Source organism: Gemmatimonadota bacterium, from assembly GCA_026705765.1.
GTDB lineage: Bacteria > Latescibacterota > UBA2968 > UBA2968 > UBA2968 > VXRD01.
Window position 1 is genome coordinate 1 of sequence record JAPPAB010000049.1, and the last position, 18,352, is coordinate 18,352.

Here is an 18,352-nt window from a genome sequence, read left to right on the forward strand (position 1 = left end):
TCTCCCACCAGATACACCAAAGGCTGCGGTCAAATGATCGCAGCCTTTTTTTATTGATTAGTCTGTTCCATGTATTAGCCCGCGCATATAACCGACGGCATAGAGCCGTCCGAGGAAGTTATAGCCGCCTATATCCTCTTGGTCAATTGCAAAGGTGGGCGTGTGGTCGGGGCGGACGACGCCCTTAAATCCAATTGCTTTGTACGCGCGAATGGCTTCTGCCATGTCGGTGTCGCCGTCGTCGTGAAAGGATTCGGAGAAGGTGGGTACCTGGCCGTGAAGGTCGCGGAAGTGGGCGAAGTGGATGTGGTCTTTGAAGTGGTGTATGGTGGCTGGAATATCGGCACCCATGGCTTTGAAGTTGCCCTGGCAATAGGTGATGCCATTGTATTCGCTGGGGATAAAAGAGATGACGCGGTCATAGGCTTCGGGGCTGGTGATGATGCGGGCAACGCCGCGAATGGGCGAGAGCGGGGGATCGTCGGGGTGAAGGCCCTGTTTGACGCCGGCTTCTTCGGCAACGGGTATCACTCTTTTGAGGAAGTATTCGAGATTTTCCCAGAGGCGTTCTTCGGTGATGTCGCCATAGTCTGTGATGGGTGGCGCGTCTTCCAGGTCGCTGTGATCGTAGGTGCTGGTCAGGGCATTGCCGCGCGTGCGGGTGGTCATAGAGGTGCGCATCCAGTTAAAGACAGCCATCCAGTTGTAGCACATTACGGGAATGCCCGCTGCGCCGAGGTTGCGAATGGTCTGGCAGTAGTTGTCGATTTCCCGGTCGCGGTCTTCAAGGCCCAGTTTGATATTGTCCGAGATGGGAACAGATTCGACCACAGACCAGCGCAAGCCCTGGTCTTCAATGCGTTTTTTGTGGCGCAAGATAGCGAGATAATCCCAGACGGGGTCCGCATTGGGTAAGACCGTTACGACATCTTCCACGCCCATTTGAAGCGCGGTTTGAAGGTTTTCGTTGGTGAATGGTCGGATGACGAGCGCGATTCTCATGGTACTATGTCCTTTTTTTAGCCTAAGGTGATTGTTTTTCCGGTTTGTGCTGCCTCATAAGCGGCGTTGATAATTTTTACGGTGGCCACGGCGTCTTCGGGGGTGGCACTTTCAAAGGTGTTGTTGAGGATGTCGTCTATGAAGATTTTGTGGTGCAGGTGGCCTTTGGGATGCTGTTCGAGGTCGGGTTGAATCCAGTCTCCTTTGTGGCCCTGGGTGTAAACGAGGGTTGCGGGCGCAATGGGATGTTTGATGAACATTGAGCCGCCATCGCCGTAGTGTTCGGCGTAATAGCCTCCTGCGCCACCGCGTTGGGTCCAGTGCATTTCAAAGGTGACGAGGGTGCCGCCAGACATTTCGAAATTCATGATGGCTACGGTTTCATTGGGGCGGTTGATGGTGGGGTCTATCGGCAGGTTTGCATTGGTGAGATAGGGGTCCATCATGGCTTGCACTTTGACGACGTCTTGTTCGGTGAGATACCGGATGACGTCTATGCCGTGTGTGCCGATGTCGAGGACGCCGCCCCACAGGCGGACGGCGTTGTCGTAATGACTGCCGATGCAGTTGCGATGGCGCACCATTTCAAGGCGGCCGATTTTGCCCTCTTTCAGGATTTGACGCGCCCCCTGGGTATGCGAAAAGTAGCGATGCATGAAGCTGCAGACGAGGCGATTGCCCGTGCGTTTGGCTATCCGGGCAAGAAACTCGGCGTCTTCATTTGTCAGTGCAAAGGGCTTTTGCGTGAAGACGTGTTTGCCCGCTTCGAGGGCTGCGGGAATGATTTCAGTGCGTGTATTCACGCGGGTGAGGAGCATGATGGCGTGAATGTCGTCGCGGTCTAAAATGCGGCGATAATCTGTGTACGCATCGCGAAAGCCGAATTGCTTCTGTGCTCTTAATCTGAGCGATTCGTCGAGGTCTGCAACGGCAACGAGTTCGGCATTTGGAAGTGCGTGTACAGGGGGTAAATGGTAGTTGCGGGCGATATTGCCGACGCCGATAACGCCAATACGAACACGGTTCATGTCAATCCACCAATCCATTATTTGTGCCACACAGATGAACTTTGACGCCCAATGCTTGCATCATGGCAATTTTTACGGCCAGCGCGTTGTTGGCGGCCTGTGCTGATTGGGCATATGCGACCTGGATATGGTTGGCTTTGTGGCGTGCCATCATCTGGTCGCGGGAGATGCCGTAGGTGACAGCGTGCATAATGGGCCACTGCGGGGTGGTGGCACGCCAGCGGCGGTCGGTTTCTGATTGTGGGAGTTCGACGACGCCACCGCGACCAATGTCCATGTGCAGTTCGTCATTTTGAACAAAGATGCGACTCCAGACGATTTCGCCGGGCTTGCTCACGCCTTTGCAGGTGCCACCGCCGAGTGGGAAATACATGTTGGGCTGGCGTTCGGAAGAGGTGCCTTTGTACCCGTCGATGTAGTGTGCGGGCGGTGCGCCGCCAGAGATGAGGAAGACCCATACGTAGTCGTCGATGCCATTTTCCCGGTAGTGTTCGCCCCAGCGCAGGTCGTGCAAGGTGTTTTCGGGGGGTTGACCCAGTGCTTTCCAGATGCGGTTGGAGATCAGGCCGTCGAGGCCCGCGCATTCATCGACTTCGTTAAAATGCGGGAGTGCCTCACCTTCGTAGAGGATCTGACCATTGGCGCGCGCTTTGACCGGGGGGCGATCTGCGTTGTTGAGAATGCCTTCGACCAGATCAGATGCCGGGCACAGGTCTTTGAGGCCCTGCTGATATTGAATGCCAATGGTGGCGCAACCAAAGTCATCGGCTATACGTACGGCGGCAATGTACATTTTGCATTGCATAGCGATCTGGTCGTCGGTGAGTTCATCGGTGGCATTTGTACCGGTGACAAAGGTGAGGCCCTTGCCTTCGAGCCAGGCGCGAACAGCGCTGGCTTCTGCATCTGTGACGGTTTGCATTTCTGCCCATAGAGCAGATTGTGAGAGGCGTTCTTTGAAGACACCTGTGGGATTGAGCAAGTGGTCGGGGATGATGGCGTTGAACATGCCCATGCAGCCTTCGTCAAAGACACCCATAATGGCTTTTTCTCGCTGGAGTTGCTCGGCCAGTGCCTGTCCGAGTTGCGCTTCGGCTTCGGGCAGGCGGAAGGTGTTGGCGTCGCGCACATGGGAGGTGTCGTGGGTGACGCTGCCGCTGGTAAGCCATTCGCGCAGGCCGCGTTTGAAGAAGTCGTCGGTAAAGTCCAGGCTCCAAAGGGTGCTGTATTCAACTCCGGCTTTGGTGAGGGAGCCGTTGAGGTTGAGCATGCCGACGAGGCCGGGCCACTGTCCGGACCAGTTTGCAAGGGTGAGGATGGGGCCGCGGTGTGAGATCAGTCCGTGAAGCACGTGGTGGCTGTATTGCCAGACGGCTTCGGCTACGATGAGGGGGGCGTCGGGATGGATGTTTTTGAAGACGGCCATGCCCTCTTTTTGCGATCCGATAAAGCCGTGTTCCTCGTCTTGTTTGTAGGGGTGTCCGCGGCGGACTTTCCATCCTTCGCGCTGGATTGCGGCTGTGATGGTTTTTTCCATTGCTTCTTGTGCGGGCCAGCACATCTGGTTGGCAGATAGGCGCAGGTCGCCGTTGGCAATGAGTACGACTTCGTTCTTTACAGGTGCTTCGGGTTCGGCGAGTTCGGGAAGTTGGTACGCCATTGTGAAACTCCTTGTGTGTATTGTCTGGTGTTGAGAGCAGGGTGTAAAATAGCCGATAGAATCTGGAAAGTCAAACGGGCACGACTATTATGCCGATGCGCCGGAGTAATTTTTCAGGCCGCGTTTCCAGAACCAGCGCGAAAAGGCGAGGAGGAAGGCACACAGCAGGCCAGATGTGATCATGCTTTCGGGTGTCAGGCGACCTGAGAGTGCTTCGGCAGGTACTGTGATGGCAAATGCCACGGGTACGAGAAATGTGAGGATATAGCGCAGCCAGTGTGGGTAGATGCCAATGGGCCAGCGGCCAGCTTCGTACATGCTCTGGAAGATGTGGAGGATGTTTTCGATGCGCAAGAACCAGAAGGTGAGGGTGGCGAGCATGAGCCAGAAGCTGTAGATGATGCTGCCTCCCGTGCAGAGAACAAAGGCGAAGGCGAGGGCTTCTCGCGGACCAATATCGAGTCCCCGATAGATTAGCGCGACGATGAGCACGCCCGCGCCGAGTAGAATATCGGTGAGCCGCCATAAGCGGATTTGCGAGATGCTGGCGAGGAATTGTGCGTCGCACGGTTTGATGAGGGTGTAGTCGAATAGGCCGCGTAGCACATCGTCCATGAGCTGGCTCATGCTGGGATTTATGACCATGCCAATCACGCCGCCTACGAACATAAATACGCCGAGCAGGGCGAGGATATCTACGGCTCGCCATCCGCCGAGGGTATCGGTGTGTGAAAACACGATTGCCAGGCCCGCGATGGCTGTGCCCAGGCTGAGGAGGGATTGCAGGAGTTGGACGTAGAAGTTCACGCGATAGGCCATTTCGTTGAGGACGCCAATGCGGAAGAAGGTCCATATTAGTTTTAAGTAGTACATGGGTAAGGTACCTATGATCCAACTGCCGAGTATTTTTTGACGCCTGACCGCCAGGTGAGTTGGATTAACAGAAAACCCGCGAGTAGCCAGATGGCTTGCATGGTGAATCCGTTCCAGATTTGTTCTTGTGAGAGACGACCGAGCATGAGTTCGACGGGAAATGCAATAGCCCAGCGAAAGGGGAGCGCGTCGGCGAGGGTCTGGATGGCACCCGGTAGCAGGTCGATGGGTGCGATGCGTCCAGAGAGAAATAGGCCGAGTGTGAAGTACATCTGATTGATGGCTTCGTTGCGCGTGGTCCAGAAGGCGACGAGGGCGAGGGTCCATTCGATGAAGAATCGCATGAAGAACGCCATGCCCAGTGCGAGTAAAAAGATGGCGAATGTCTGGATGTGAAAGGCGAGGTTGGGGTCAAAGAGAAGGAAGAGCAATATTGCCGTGGGAAAAATGATGATGGCGGTCATGACTTTGTACGCGATGTTCTCGGCAATGTCGGCGTGGATGGGGTGGATGGGTTTGAGCAAGAAGTTGGAGAGTTCGCCCTGACGAATGCGAAAGTCGTATATGTGCATGATCCAGGAGAAGGTGAATTGGTTGACGAGCATGAGGATGATGTAATAAGCGGCGAAGTCGGCAGGTGAATAGGATCCCACACTGCCCCCGCGCGCATGGGCGACTGTCGTCCATACGGTGAGGTAGATGATGGGTTCGATAATGCGGCCGATCATCCATATCGCCATGGCGGCGCGATATTGAAATTGTTCGAGCAATGAGGTCCTGAAAAAAGCCCAGTAGATGGTGGGATAATGTTTCAATTTGAAAATACCTGTTCGATGACTTCCTCTATGGGTGGATCTTCAACTGTGAGGTCGATGACGGGTAAGTTGGCGAGCAATTTCCCGGTGACATCGGCGGTTTTTGTTTTGGGTACGCGCAGGGTTATGCTGTTGCCTTCGGCAGTGACGACTTCGCCGTAGGAGGAGAGGTCGGCGCGTTCGGTTTCGAGATCAACGACTATGGTTTTGTGGGGTGAAAAGCGTTCGATGAGCGCGCTCAAATCGCCGTCGAATAGCAGTTCGCCGCGGTGAATGACAATGACGCGCTTGCACAGGGCTTCGACATCGGCCATGTAATGCGAGGTGAGCAATACAGTGGCGCTGTGGCGGCGGTTGTATTCGCCCAGGAAGGCGCGGATGCGGCGTTGCATAGTGACGTCGAGGCCAATGGTGGGTTCGTCGAGGAAGAGAATTTGTGGACGATGGAGCAGGGCTGCGGCGATTTCGCATTTCATGCGTTCGCCCAATGAGAGATTGCGCACGGGTTTGGAAAGCAAATCGCTCAGGTCGAGTAAGGTGCTGAGTTCGTCGAGGGTTTTGTTGTATTCGCTGTGAGAAATCCGATAGATCGCGCGGTTGCGTTCAAAAGAATCGGCTACGGGGATGTCCCACATGAGCTGGTTGCGCTGGCCCATGACCAGGGTGATGCGGTTGAGGAAGTCTTTGTGACGCGCATAAGGCGTGTGTCCAATGACTGAGATTTCGCCGGCTGTGGGGTGGAGCAAGCCCGAGAGCATTTTGAGGGTGGTGGTTTTGCCGGCGCCATTGGGTCCCAAGAATCCGACGATTTCGCCGGGGGCAACATCAAAGGAGATGTTTTTGACAGCTTCGACGTAGCGTGTGGTGCGCGAGACAAGGCTTTTGATCGCTGCGCCCAATCCGGGTTCTCGTTGGGGCACTTCATAAGTTTTTCGGAGATTTTGAACGGCGATGTCGGGGGTGTTGGACATGGGCGAAAGGTAATATGTGTTTGGGGAGATGTCAACTTTGGGGAGTAGAAGATTGATGGAGGTAGAATTGGGTGCCCCATTTGTCGAGGTGGTCTGTCCAGATGAGGCATCCTCCGCTGATGAGGCAGCCGCCGTTTTCGATGTGATCGAGTACTGCGGCTCTCATGCTGCTGTCGCGTGGGGCTGTGGAGAGGTCGTGGACATAGGGACCGAAGATGCGGTCGAGGCTGCTGTATTTGCTGCGCGAGTTGAGTGGGAAGAGATAGCATTCGCGCTGGAAGCGAGCGATGTTGGAATTTTTGGCGAGTAAGTTCTGGTATGTGGGGTCGAGGAACCAGGATGTGCAACAGATCGCTTTGAAGGGACGGTCGGGAAAGTGTTTGGGGAAGAATTCGGCGACCTGGCGGAGGGAGTCGCCGCAATTTTCAAATGCCATGGGTCCGTCTTCGGGGATGTGAATTTCGAGGATGGGATCGCCTTCGGTGAGGACGCAATCCCAGTGGGATCGCGGGAGGCTGACCGGCTGGCGTTGTGCGTGGCCGTTGGGGTGTATGGGGTTGCCGATGATATGGGTTGAGGTTTCGGTGAGTTCGGATGTCCAGGTCTCTGGATCTTCCCTTCCGCCTGCGCCGTTAAAGTTGCCGTCGGTGCGAAATTCCAATCCGGATTCGCACAGGAGATACAGATGTGTAGAGGTGCGATGGCGGTACGCGCGTATTTTCTGGCGGAAGGGTCCGATTTTGTATTGCAGGCGTCCTATGCGGTAGAGGTCGCCGTTGAGATGGCCGAGCAGCCAGGGCAAGATGCGCGTGCATAGCCCCCATGCGCCAGGATTGCCCGGGTGGAAGAAACGATCGTTTTTGAAAATGCCGATGTCGTGGTATTGCTGCGCCCAGACGTACGTATCGCGGCAGGTCAATCGGGTGATGTGTTCGGGTATGTTGCGCGATTGGTGGTAGGTGCGGAGTTGTGGTATGCCCGAGAGCGCGATGAGGAGATAAAAGGCACCGCCGTAATTGCCGAGTACGGGGGTGAGGAGGGGCCAGTCGCGGGTTGCCGAGTTCTGGGTGCTTTTGTCGATGAAGAGGAGGCGATGGGCATGCCAGGCCATGAGCGCGAGGTCGGGGTCTGTGGCGATTTTTTGGGCGGCGCGGATTGCGAAGTCTATGGCGTTGGGCGGAAGATTTGCCCAGGCGCCATTTTCGCGGATGGCTTCGGGCTGGAGAAAGGGAAGATCGCCAGGGAAGGTTGAGGCGGATTTTTCCCAGTGGATGTCGAGGCCCGTGTTTTTTAGAAGGGGGATGAGTTTGGAGGGCATTTCACGAAAAGATAAGTTGGATTACAGTGTTAGTGATTAAATTTCATTTGGAAATTAACATGCGACATCTTAATTTTCAAGAACTTTGAGCGATTTGGATGTCCATTTTTTTTCACCCACTTCGGGAATCCTCTTGGAACGCGTCCCTCTCAGGCATTATGCCACCCTCCTGATACGCTATCTTCGCCCCCATTGGAAGCGCGTTGTTTTTCTCGGCGTTTTCATGTTTACCGGCATTGGTCTCAATCTGCTCAATCCCCAAATCGTCCGATATTTTATCGATACGGCGCAGGCAGATGGTGCTGTGCAAAATCTGATATGGGCGGGTATTGCCTTTCTCGCTATTGGCATTATTCGCCAGGGCGTGCAGATTGTGAGTTCTTATTTGGGGCAAGATGTGGGCTGGCGCGCGACGAATCAGATGCGGAATACGCTCGCGCACCACTGTCTCAATCTGGATATGGGCTTTCACCACGCGCACACGCCGGGCGAGATGATCGAGCGGGTTGACGGGGATACGACGGCGCTTTCCAATTTTTTTTCCCAATTTGTCATCCATGTTATTGGAAGCTCATTTTTTCTTTTGGGTGTGCTCATTCTCGTCTTCCGCGAAGATTGGCGCGTGGGTGTAGCGCTGACCGCTTTTTCGATTCTCGCTTTTATTGTTTTTAATCTCACACGCAATATTGCGGTGCCCATTTATACGGCTGAACGCGAAAGTTATGCGCGTCTTTACGGTTTTATCGAAGAGCGATTGCTCGGTCTTGAAGACATCCGCACAAATGGCGCAGGCGACTACACTGTGAATCGGTTTTACGGGGTCAATAACGGTGTTTTTGCCCGCGTGAAGAAATCCGAAATTATGAGCGAAGGATTGCGTGCGATTACCGGCATTATGTTCGCGCTCGGTTACGCGCTTGCAATGGGCATGGGTATCTGGCTTTATCGGGAGGGTACGTTTACAATTGGCGCGGTTTTTCTCATTTTTCACTACACGTCGATGTTGCGCGAACCGCTTTTTCAAATTAGCCAGCAGATCAACGATTTGCAACGCGCAACCGCCGGGCTTAAACGCATTGAAGAACTCCACCGCATTCAGACTCGCATTCGGGATGGGAATGAAAAACTATCTGCTTCTTCTGGTAAACTCGAGTTAATGACTTTGGGCATTGCGTTTGAGAATGTCCATTTTGCGTATAACCCCGGCGATCCGGTTTTGCACAATATTTCCTTTTCGCTCGATCCGGGCAAGACCCTCGGTCTGTTGGGGCGCACGGGCAGTGGTAAAACTACGATTACCCGCTTGCTCTTTCGCTTTTACGATATTCAGCGCGGACAAATTCGCATTGGGGATCAAAATATCCGGGATATTTTTCTCGACGATTTGCGGCAGCATGTCGGTCTCGTTACGCAGGATGTGCAACTTTTCAATGCCAGTGTACGCGATAATCTCACCCTTTTTCGGCCCGGTGTTTCGGATAAGAAAATCGTCGCTATACTCGATGAACTCGGCCTTGGTGCATGGTATGCGTCCTTGTCCGGGGGGTTGGATACCGAACTCGTCTCGGGCAGTCTCTCGGCTGGCGAAGCCCAGTTGCTCGCCTTTGCCCGCGTTTTCCTCAAAGACCCCGGCCTGGTCATTCTGGACGAGCCTTCATCGCGGCTCGATCCCGCAACTGAGCAGAATATCAATTTTGCAGTGGAACACCTGTTGCAAAATCGCACGGGTATTATTATCGCGCATCGCCTTGAAACTGTAGAGCGCGTGGATAATATCCTCATTCTCGACAATGGGCAGGTGGGGGAATTTGGCCTTCGCGCAGATCTCGTCGCAGATCCAAATTCGCAGTTTTCACGCCTGCTCAATACGGGTCTGGAGGAACTTATCGCATGACGATGGGTCAAACGACATGGTGCCTGCTCAAGTTTCGTCCCGGACTTTTTTTGACTACGATATTTTTTCGCGGTATCGACGATATTGCGCCCTTTCTCGCGGGCGTTATTATGAAGGGCTTTTTTGACGCGCTCACCGGGCAGGCCGAGGCGGGGTTCACTGCCTGGTCGCTTGTCGCGCTTTTTGTCGCTGTTGAGGTTGGCGACCGCATTGCCCTTTTCGGTTCGGCTTTTGCATGGCCGCGCTGGTGGTATGCTATTGAAACGCTTTTGCGGAAAAATCTTATGACTGCTATTCTGGAAGTTCGAGATCCGGGAAAGATTTCCACTGCCTCTGGCGAGGTGACCAACCGATTTCGAGACGATGTATTGGGCATTATTCAATACCTCAATCGATATATCCACATGTGGGGCAATCTCGTATTTGCGGCGCTCGCCATTTTTTATATGTCGAGAATTGATCCCTATATCACTTTTATCACGATTATACCGGCGATAGGTGTGGTTATTGTTGTGGATTTTGCCCGCAACTATATTCACAAATACCGCACCGCACAGCGCGTTGCAACAGAGCGATCTACCAATTTTATCAATGAGATGTTTCAATCTATCCTCGCTGTCAAAGTTGCCACCACACAAGCCCATGTGATTGACCATTTTCGGAAACTCAATGATGCGCGCCGCATCTCTACGCTTATCGATAATCTCTTCACTCAAATTCTGAGTTCGATCAATTTCAATCTGGGGCATGTTGCCACGGGTGTTATTCTGATTCTCGTGGCGGAAAAAATGAAGTCGGGCGCGTTCACGGTTGGCGATATGGCCCTTTTTGCCACTTATGTGGGTCAGGTCGCCCGAAGCGGTTCCTTGCTCGGGACCATTCTCACCAATCACAAGCGCGCCGAAGTTTCTTATTTTCGTATGGCTTATACGATCGAAGATATTCCCCGCGAACGCATTTCTCAACATACGGATGTTTATCTCAATGCAGAACCCGATGGACTGGCGTTGCCATCTCGTGTAGAATCGGACAGGCTCAACGCACTCTCCATTCGCAATATGACTTATATTTATCCCAAATCTACAAATGGGATTTACGATATTGATCTCGTCATTCCCGCGGGATCGTTTACGGTTATTACAGGGCAAATCGGATCGGGCAAGACCACGCTCATCCGCGCGCTTATGGGTGTTCTTCCGCTTGCGAATGGGGATATTTACTGGAATGGCGAGAAGGTTGCGGATCCCAAAACTTTTTTTGTACCCCCGCGCTGTGCTTATACGCCGCAGATTCCACATCTTTTTAGCGAGTCTCTGCGCGATAATATTCTTTTGGGACTGCCCGATGATCGAGCACTCGAACACGCGCTTTACAATGGTGTTATGGAGACCGATATTTCCACCCTTGAAAACGGCCTGGATACGATTGTTGGGCCGCGCGGCGTCAAACTTTCCGGCGGTCAAATTCAGCGCACTGCTGCCGCGCGCATGTTTATTCGAGATCCCGAACTTCTGGTTTTTGACGATTTGTCTTCTGCGCTGGATGTGGAAACCGAGCGCGTTCTCTGGCAGCGCGTTTTTGAACACCGCAGGGCTACCTGTCTCGTGGTTTCTCACCGCCGTCCCGCGCTTCGCCGCGCAGATCAAATTGTCGTTCTGAAAAATGGTCGTATCGAAAGCGTGGGGACACTGGACGAGTTGCTCGAATCGAGTGCGGAGATGCGGCAGTTGTGGGATCAGCGGTGAAGAAAGGGTGGAGGTCAGGCAGGTTACACTTCAACAGGAGGAATACCATCATGGCTACTACACTTGTTCATATTGGCGTGCGCGCCACAGATATCGATGAGACTATCCGTTTCTGGCGAGATGGTCTGGGTTTGCGTCTCGTTCAGGATCGAGGACAATCTTTTGATCTTACCGATGGCTATCACAATTTTCGCATTTTTCAGCACAATGGGCCTTCTCGCCCAGAGCACGTCAGCGGGATGCTGGATTATTTGCATATTGGTATTCGGGTTCCCGATCTGGAAGCGGCGGCGCAGCGTTTGACGGATATGGGCTACGAGATTTTTTCCGATGGTCTGGGTGGTAAGGAGCCTTTGGTTCCGGATCAGCTTGAGGAGGGTGCATTCAAAGTCGAGGATCCCGATGGCATTACCGTAGATATTACTTCCAGCGACGATCAGTGGCCGGGTACGGGCCTTCCCGCAGGGTGAGTTGAATAAGGAGTTCTCCATGAATATCAATTTGGATGGAAAGGTCGCGCTTATTTCTGGCGCATCGCGCGGTATTGGACGCGGTATTGCCCTTCGGATGGGGCGTTCGGGTGCGAGGGTTGCGGTCAATTATCGCACGCATCCCGACGAGGCAGAGGAGGTCGCTGAGGAGATTCGCAGTGCGGGATCTGACGCGCTCGTCTATGGCGCAGATGTCTCTGACCGCGATGCGGTAGATGCTATGGTCGCCGCAACGGTTGAGCAATTTGGGCGTCTCGATATTGTGGTGTCCAATGCGTATTATAGCAAGCGCGAACCTTTTCTCGATCTGGAATTAGATGGCGCACGGCGCACGCTTGATGTCACGTTTTGGGGGGCTTTCCACATGGCTCAAGCCGGCGCCCGCCAGATGGTCAAACAGGGCGAAGGGGGGGCGATTCTCTTTATCAGTTCTGTTTTGTCCAATATTCCCTTTTCGACCTCGTTGCCCTATAATGCTGCAAAGGCGGGGATCAACCAGATGTCGGCGACTATTGCCAATGAGTTGACCGATCACCGCATTCGCGCCAATGTGATTACGCCCGGGTATATCGATACGCCCGGCGAGCGCCAATATGCGACTGAAGAACAAATCCGCGAGGCTGCTACTACACTGCCCTGGAAGCGCCTGGGGACGCCCGAAGATATTGCCAATGCCGCCGCGTTTCTCTGTTCTGATGCTGCCGACTATATTACAGGGACGGTGTTGAGTGTGGATGGGGGATATTGGTTGAAAGTTGCGAGGTGATAAGATAAGAATTAGGAATTAAGAATTAGGAATTAAAAGTCTTGATCAAGGAGGAATAATGCCATGGCGACCAATTTATCTGAACATATCAAACAAACCGCGCTGTGCGATACGCACGAACACCTTCGTCGGGAGCCTGATTGGATTGACGATGGTCCCGACGTATTACAGGATCTATTTGGCAATTATGTGCCTGCTGATCTCATTACGGCTGGTGTATCACCGGAAGCTCTGCGGCGTCTCACAGATGCCTCAGATCCAGACCTTGCCGGGCGTTTTGAAGGTGTTCGCGCAGCGTGGGAGGCCACGCAGTACACGGGTTATGGCGAGGCCGTGCGGCGCATTGTCACAGATGTGTATGGTTTTGATGAATTCACACCCGATGTGCTCGCGGCCGCGCAGGAAAAATTGGCCGAATTGCGTACCCCCGGTGGTCGCTACAATTTGCTGCGCGAAGTCGCCAATCTCGACCATATTCAAACCGATGATTCTTCCTGGCCCTGTGACCCCGATGAATCGGGACCAGACTTTTTTCTTTACGATCTCTCGTGGGCGGGGTTTTGTAGTGGGCAGATAGATCAGGAAGCCATTGCCGAAGATACTGGTATTGCTGTTGTTGATCTCGATTCTCTTCAGAAGGCGATGGAGACGATATTTGAAAACCATGCACCAAATGCCATTGCTGTTAAAGCTCAACATGCGTACAATCGCACTCTCAATTGGCAAGCGCGCGCCCGCGGCGATGTCGAACGCGCGCTTTACGCGACGCTTAGCTCGAATAACAATGTTTCCGAGTCTATGCGATTGTGTCTTGGCGATTGGTGCTGGGCACGGGGTGTGGAACTGACTATTGAACACAATTTGCCTTTCAAAATCCACACGGGCTATTACGCCGGTAATAATCGCATGCCCGTTGACCGCATTAAAGCTGGCAATCTCTGCGCGCTTTTGGCCAGGTATCTCGACGCTCGCTTTGTGCTTATGCACATTGCCTATCCCTATAGTGATGAACTCATCGCGCTGACCAAGCACTACAGAAATGTCTGGGCAGATCTGTGCTGGGCATGGTCTATTAATCCCTATGCTTCAAGCGACTTTGTCCGCCGGTTTATCCATGGTGCTCCCATCAATAAGCTCTTTGTTTTTGGGGGCGATACGCGCTGGCCTACCAGTGCCGCTGCCTACGCATTTCAAACCCGCTTCTGGCTTGACAAAACTCTTGAGGCCGAGGTGGAAGAAGGTTATCTGAACGAGTCGCAGGCGATGCATATTGCTTCGCGGGTGATGCGCGATAACCAGTACGAATGTTTTGATCTCGAGGGGACGCGAAATGCGATTTACCGGGCGATGGGAGAATAGGTAAAAAATTCTCAAATAGAAAGAAGGCGATGTCCCTTATTGTTGTATCCACATGGCGGTTTGGTCTGGCTTCTAATCAGCCCGCCTGGAAAATTTTGAAAAGCGGTGGCTCTGCGCTCGATGCTGTTGTGCGGGGTGCTGAGGTAGCGGAACGCGATCCTGCGGTCAAGAGCGTTGGGTTCGGTGGGTATCCCAATGCCGAGGGCGAGGTCGAAGTCGATGCCGCGGTTATGGACGGACTTACTCTCGGTTATGGTGCGGTGGCTGGTCTTAGAAATATTGCGACACCTACCGCTGTGGCGCAGTGCGTGATGGAGAAAACAGATCACGTTTTTCTCGTGGGCAATGGCGCGCTGAAGTTTGCGCGAGCACAGGGCTTTGAAGCGTGCAATATGCTTACAGAACACGGACGAAGAGCCTGGGAAAAGTGGAAAAGGGAGCGTACAGGACCTCCTGCAGATGTCCACGATACGATTGGCTTAATCGCTCTTGACCAACACGGGAATCTCGCGGCGGCCTGTACCACAAGTGGTGCGGCTTTTAAGTTGCCGGGTCGCGTCGGCGATTCACCGCTTATTGGTTCGGGCCTTTATGCAGATAATGATGCAGGTGCGGCCGCGGCCACTGGTCGCGGTGAGGAAATTACTCGTACCTGCGGGTCGTTTGCCGTTGTTGAACACATGCGACAGGGCAAATCACCGCAGGAAGCCTGCGAAGCTGTTGTACAACATCTCATTGCGCGCGTTCCCTCTGCGCGTCCCTATCAGATGGCCTATATCGCTATTGACAAATATGGCAATTGGGGTGCGGCCGCAGCTCGTTCTGGGTTTTTATCGGCTGTCACCAGCAATGCGGAAAATCAACTTTACAAGAGTCGATATTTTATTGGTAACGGCGGGGTTGGATGATGGGATTGCGTTCCCATACTGACTTTATCAGCATGTATTTGATAAACATGGCTCTCAGGCTGTGCCTGCTCGTGGTATTTGTTATTGATCTTAGATACAGCATATGCTTTGCTGCCGGTCCCGATTCTACGGTCGTCCAACCGGTTGTTTCTGTATTTGTTGATTCTACGGCTGTTGATCCTGCAATGGGCGATCCGATCAGGCCAGGTCACGATCCCTCGACAACTCTTAAAATAACAGATCCTACGCAACCTCCTGCACACTGGGTCACGCCTGCGGGTGATTCCACCTGTGTTCTCGATACATTTGAATATCCTCGATTTTTGAATTCTTATCCCGACGAGATTTGGCAGGGGATATCGGGCTGGCGATATAGCAAGACAAAAAAAGAAGATGTTTACTATCGGATTTTAAGAGAAGTCGATAATCATTATCTGAGCGCGAAAACAAAAGGCGGTGCCGTAAATTTTGGGAGAGAAGCAAAGGTCACATATCGAGGCAGAGAAATCAAAGCAAGTTTGCGTTTGTTCCAAAAATTGCGCTGGCGCTGGCGAGTACACAATTTGCCCGAGGGATCTGATGAAACCGACGACGGCAAAAATGACAGTGCTGCTGCGGTGCGTCTGGTCTTTGGCCGTACCAAAACGCTCAAATACATCTGGAGCGAGACACTGCCCAAGGGGACGGTCATTAAGAAGGGGAGGCTTGGGGTCCAATATATTATTGTCTTGCGCAACGGTTCAAAAGATGCAAAAAAATGGGTTTGGGAAGAAGTGAATGCATACCAAGACTATCGGCGGCTGTTCGGTGGTGATCCCCGTCCGGTTGATTATTTGGGGTTGCTTACCGATTCAAATAATACGGAGACAGTCGTCGCAGCGGATTACGATGATATTACCTTTATTATTCCAAGGCCCACAGTTGAAAAGAATCCGGAGGATACAGAATGAAGAACGGATATCACGCTCGTTCGTTCATCCTGGAGACAATCTGCTGGCCTGACAAATAGCCTAACGCGGAGGCTGCTCATGAATACACAATATCTCTTAAAGGCACTTGCCTGCTGTATGCTTGTAGCTATTACAACATCGGCAAAGGCGCAAAATGTTTCGGTCACTGACTACAAAGTGCCGGTGAGTCGGGTGGATAATCTACGTATTGATGTGTTGAGTTTTAATTTTACGACTGAGGGCAAAGAAGTTGTACACGAACAGGGCGAAATCGGCTTTGTGTACAAGAAGTTCTACAGTTCTCTGCCTTTTGCGTATTTTATCGACGCGCTCAGTTCCGCTTCGTATTTTCGCCAATTTTCATTTGAGGATTCTGATCGCACGGGTACTTATGACATGAATCTCGATATACAGGTTCAAAAGTATTTTCGGGAGACGAATAAGTTTTTCTATTTTGTCAGTCCAGATGTTTTGATGCGTAAGGGCTTTGATCGCCCGCAGAGTGATGTCATTTTAGGTCTTGGATATGGTCGGTTTATCAATGCGACCGCCCTGCGTAAAGCCGTGCGTATTGAAGATTTTTTGTTCGAAGAAGGCGTTATTAGCGATTTTTTGCCCAAAGACACCATGATCACACTTGGGCAAATTATCGAAAAAGAAGATGAGTACCGCAATATCTACGGCGGTCGTACCTATCTGCACTACTGGTACGAAGATATGAGCAGTGAAATTGACAAAACCGGCCTTGTGACCGGGGGCGGCAATATCGGTCCTGTTGGCCTCTTTCGCATGCGCGAGGTACTTACACAGGAGCAGATTAGCGACCGGTTTTTTGGTTGGGATGTCAATGCGGGGGTTCAGTATCAATTGCAGACCAGATCTAAACTCATAGAACGGCCTCCTCCTGCTCTGGCTTTTAATGTGCGATATTCCCGACCTATCAGTTGGCAGATACAGGTCAACACGGATTTCAAATTGGATACGCCATTCAATGATGACTTTGGGCGAGAGTACCATGTCAGGCAGAATGTCGATTTTATTTACGAAATTACCAACAGAATTGCCTTTGTGAGCTCCAATACACTCCATATCAACAAAAAACGCGATGAAGACGCGAGGTTTAGACATATTTCAAATATCAGCTTCACATTTTTTATTGAAAATAGGATTAGCTTGACGGCTATTGAGCAAATTTCCAAAGAAGAAGGGTCACCATTTAGACAGAGTCTTCTTTTTGCTCTGAGTTATCGTCTTTTTTGAGTTGTGCGAGCGTATGAAAAATTTGGAGATTGGTCGCATGTCAAAAATACTTGTCGATATAAATTTTCTCCATATCTTATTGAAGTTAGGGTTTGTTTTTAGCTCATATGCATCCCAGATTGTGTAAGGTACGAGTTTATCCATCCCATAGTTGGAGGTTATATGGCAAAAGAAGAAAAAGTTGTACTGGAAGGAACGATTGTCGATATTTTGCCCGATGGGCAATACAAAGTTGAGATTGAAGGAGGGCATCAGATTCTCGGTTATACGTCGGGCAAAATGCGCCGTTTTAATATTCGCATTGTTGTGGGCGATACCGTCACGATTGAGACCTCTCCTTATGATCTGAACCGGGGTCGCATTACATTCCGCGATTCTGGAACGGGCGGGCCACCCCCTTCGAGTACGCAAGCAGGCGGAGGCCGGCGTCCCGGTCGTGGTGGACGCAGCAGATCGCGTCGCCGCCGTTAAATACTCAAAATCGATACGTAAATAACCACCCGCAAGTCGCACGCACAGCACGATGTCAGTAGCGCCAATGGCATGGGACTGCCTGAAAATGCGCTGTGCATACCGGGTGGCTTTTTGTTTTTGCATGATAAGCCAATTCAAAGGGAGGGTATATGCCGGAAGAATCCAAAACTGTGCAGCCATCGGGAGAAGATGAAAATCCAGATCTCTACGCGCTGGATCCACGGGCGATTCAGGAGCCCCCGCAAGGGCTTCGCAGTACGCTGAAGTTTCTCGGTCCAGGGCTGATTCTCGTGGGGTCTGTGGTGGGGTCTGGTGAGATTATTTTGACGACGAATTTGGGATCTATTGTCGGATTTTCAATGCTCTGGTTTGTGCTGGTGAGTTGCTGGAGTAAGAATATTGTTCAGGCAGAACTGGCGCGTTTTTCAGTTGCTTCTGGCGAACCTTTTTTGCACGCTTTTAACCGATTGCCCGGGAAGTTGCCCGCGTTTAACGGGCGGAAGGTGTCGTGGTATATCTATTTCTGGTTGCTTTGGATTATTCCCGGGCAGTTGATCAGCGGTGGTATTTACGGGGGGGCTGGTCAGGCGATTCACATGGCGCTGCCTTCTCTCGGGTCGGAATGGTGGACGGTTATTCTCGCGGTTACGGCGTCTGTGATTATTCTGACCGGGACGTATCGATTTCTCGAAAAGCTGATGACGGTTCTGGTGGTTATGTTTACGTTTATTACGATTGCCTGCGCTGTTTTGTTGCAGTTGACCGAATATGCGATTACCTGGGAAGAGGTGCGCGGTGGGCTGACGTTTGGTTTTCCAGCTTTTGCATTGTTGGCCGC

General features: G+C 52.2%; 17 protein-coding genes. 10 read left to right on the forward strand and 7 right to left on the reverse strand.

The genetic code is table 11. From position 1 onward, the window contains the following. Positions 1-57: 57 nt before the first annotated feature. The 7 genes from OXH16_06075 to OXH16_06105 all read right to left on the reverse strand — a co-directional run bounded on the left by OXH16_06075 (position 58) and on the right by OXH16_06105 (position 7,667). On the reverse strand, positions 58-1,002 hold the full coding sequence (locus OXH16_06075; protein ID MCY3680943.1) for a mannonate dehydratase: 945 nt from the start codon (positions 1,000-1,002) through the stop codon (positions 58-60). 17 nt (positions 1,003-1,019) lie between these two features. Continuing rightward, complete coding sequence (locus OXH16_06080; protein MCY3680944.1) at positions 1,020-2,030, reverse strand: Gfo/Idh/MocA family oxidoreductase; 1,011 nt, start codon at positions 2,028-2,030, stop codon at positions 1,020-1,022. Between the two features lies 1 nt (position 2,031). Beyond that, positions 2,032-3,690, reverse strand: a complete 1,659-nt coding sequence (locus tag OXH16_06085) for a fucose isomerase (protein ID MCY3680945.1) — start codon at positions 3,688-3,690, stop codon at positions 2,032-2,034. Positions 3,691-3,777: 87 nt separating this feature from the next. Next, positions 3,778-4,563: an ABC-2 family transporter protein gene (locus OXH16_06090; GenBank protein MCY3680946.1), complete on the reverse strand. Its 786-nt coding sequence runs from the start codon at positions 4,561-4,563 to the stop codon at positions 3,778-3,780. Positions 4,564-4,574: 11 nt separating this feature from the next. Continuing rightward, entirely contained in the window at positions 4,575-5,378 is an 804-nt protein-coding gene (locus OXH16_06095) for an ABC-2 family transporter protein (protein MCY3680947.1), read from the reverse strand. Continuing rightward, complete coding sequence (locus OXH16_06100) at positions 5,375-6,349, reverse strand: ATP-binding cassette domain-containing protein (GenBank protein ID MCY3680948.1); 975 nt, start codon at positions 6,347-6,349, stop codon at positions 5,375-5,377. Before OXH16_06100 ends, OXH16_06095 begins: the two co-directional genes overlap by 4 nt. Positions 6,350-6,380: 31 nt before the next feature. Next, positions 6,381-7,667, reverse strand: a complete 1,287-nt coding sequence (locus OXH16_06105; GenBank protein ID MCY3680949.1) for an acyltransferase domain-containing protein — start codon at positions 7,665-7,667, stop codon at positions 6,381-6,383. 133 nt (positions 7,668-7,800) lie between these two features. On the opposite strand from OXH16_06105, the gene OXH16_06110 reads away from it, so the two are divergent. From OXH16_06110 to OXH16_06155, 10 genes are all read left to right on the forward strand, one after another. Next, positions 7,801-9,561 carry an ABC transporter ATP-binding protein gene (locus tag OXH16_06110; GenBank protein MCY3680950.1) on the forward strand — a complete coding sequence of 587 codons (1,761 nt, stop codon included), beginning with the start codon at positions 7,801-7,803 and terminating at the stop codon, positions 9,559-9,561. Beyond that, a complete protein-coding gene (locus OXH16_06115; protein MCY3680951.1) occupies positions 9,558-11,306 on the forward strand; it encodes an ABC transporter ATP-binding protein in 1,749 nt (582 codons plus the stop codon). The genes OXH16_06110 and OXH16_06115 overlap by 4 nt, the downstream gene beginning before the upstream one ends. A gap of 50 nt (positions 11,307-11,356) precedes the next feature. Then, on the forward strand, positions 11,357-11,776 hold the full coding sequence (locus OXH16_06120; GenBank protein MCY3680952.1) for a VOC family protein: 420 nt from the start codon (positions 11,357-11,359) through the stop codon (positions 11,774-11,776). Between the two features lie 19 nt (positions 11,777-11,795). Further along, a complete protein-coding gene (locus OXH16_06125) occupies positions 11,796-12,563 on the forward strand; it encodes a glucose 1-dehydrogenase (GenBank protein MCY3680953.1) in 768 nt (255 codons plus the stop codon). A gap of 63 nt (positions 12,564-12,626) precedes the next feature. Beyond that, complete coding sequence (locus OXH16_06130; GenBank protein MCY3680954.1) at positions 12,627-13,922, forward strand: amidohydrolase family protein; 1,296 nt, start codon at positions 12,627-12,629, stop codon at positions 13,920-13,922. Between the two features lie 29 nt (positions 13,923-13,951). Beyond that, positions 13,952-14,830 carry a N(4)-(beta-N-acetylglucosaminyl)-L-asparaginase gene (locus OXH16_06135; protein MCY3680955.1) on the forward strand — a complete coding sequence of 293 codons (879 nt, stop codon included), beginning with the start codon at positions 13,952-13,954 and terminating at the stop codon, positions 14,828-14,830. Then, positions 14,827-15,780 carry a DUF3047 domain-containing protein gene (locus tag OXH16_06140; GenBank protein ID MCY3680956.1) on the forward strand — a complete coding sequence of 318 codons (954 nt, stop codon included), beginning with the start codon at positions 14,827-14,829 and terminating at the stop codon, positions 15,778-15,780. Before OXH16_06135 ends, OXH16_06140 begins: the two co-directional genes overlap by 4 nt. A 78-nt stretch (positions 15,781-15,858) precedes the next feature. Further along, complete coding sequence (locus tag OXH16_06145; protein MCY3680957.1) at positions 15,859-17,040, forward strand: hypothetical protein; 1,182 nt, start codon at positions 15,859-15,861, stop codon at positions 17,038-17,040. A 162-nt stretch (positions 17,041-17,202) separates the two neighbouring features. Then, positions 17,203-17,511 (forward strand): translation initiation factor IF-1, encoded by a 309-nt coding sequence (gene infA, locus OXH16_06150; protein ID MCY3680958.1) that lies wholly within the window; start codon positions 17,203-17,205, stop codon positions 17,509-17,511. Positions 17,512-17,663: 152 nt separating this feature from the next. Then, the coding region (locus OXH16_06155; protein MCY3680959.1) for an Nramp family divalent metal transporter at positions 17,664-18,352 on the forward strand (689 nt) is incomplete at its 3' end.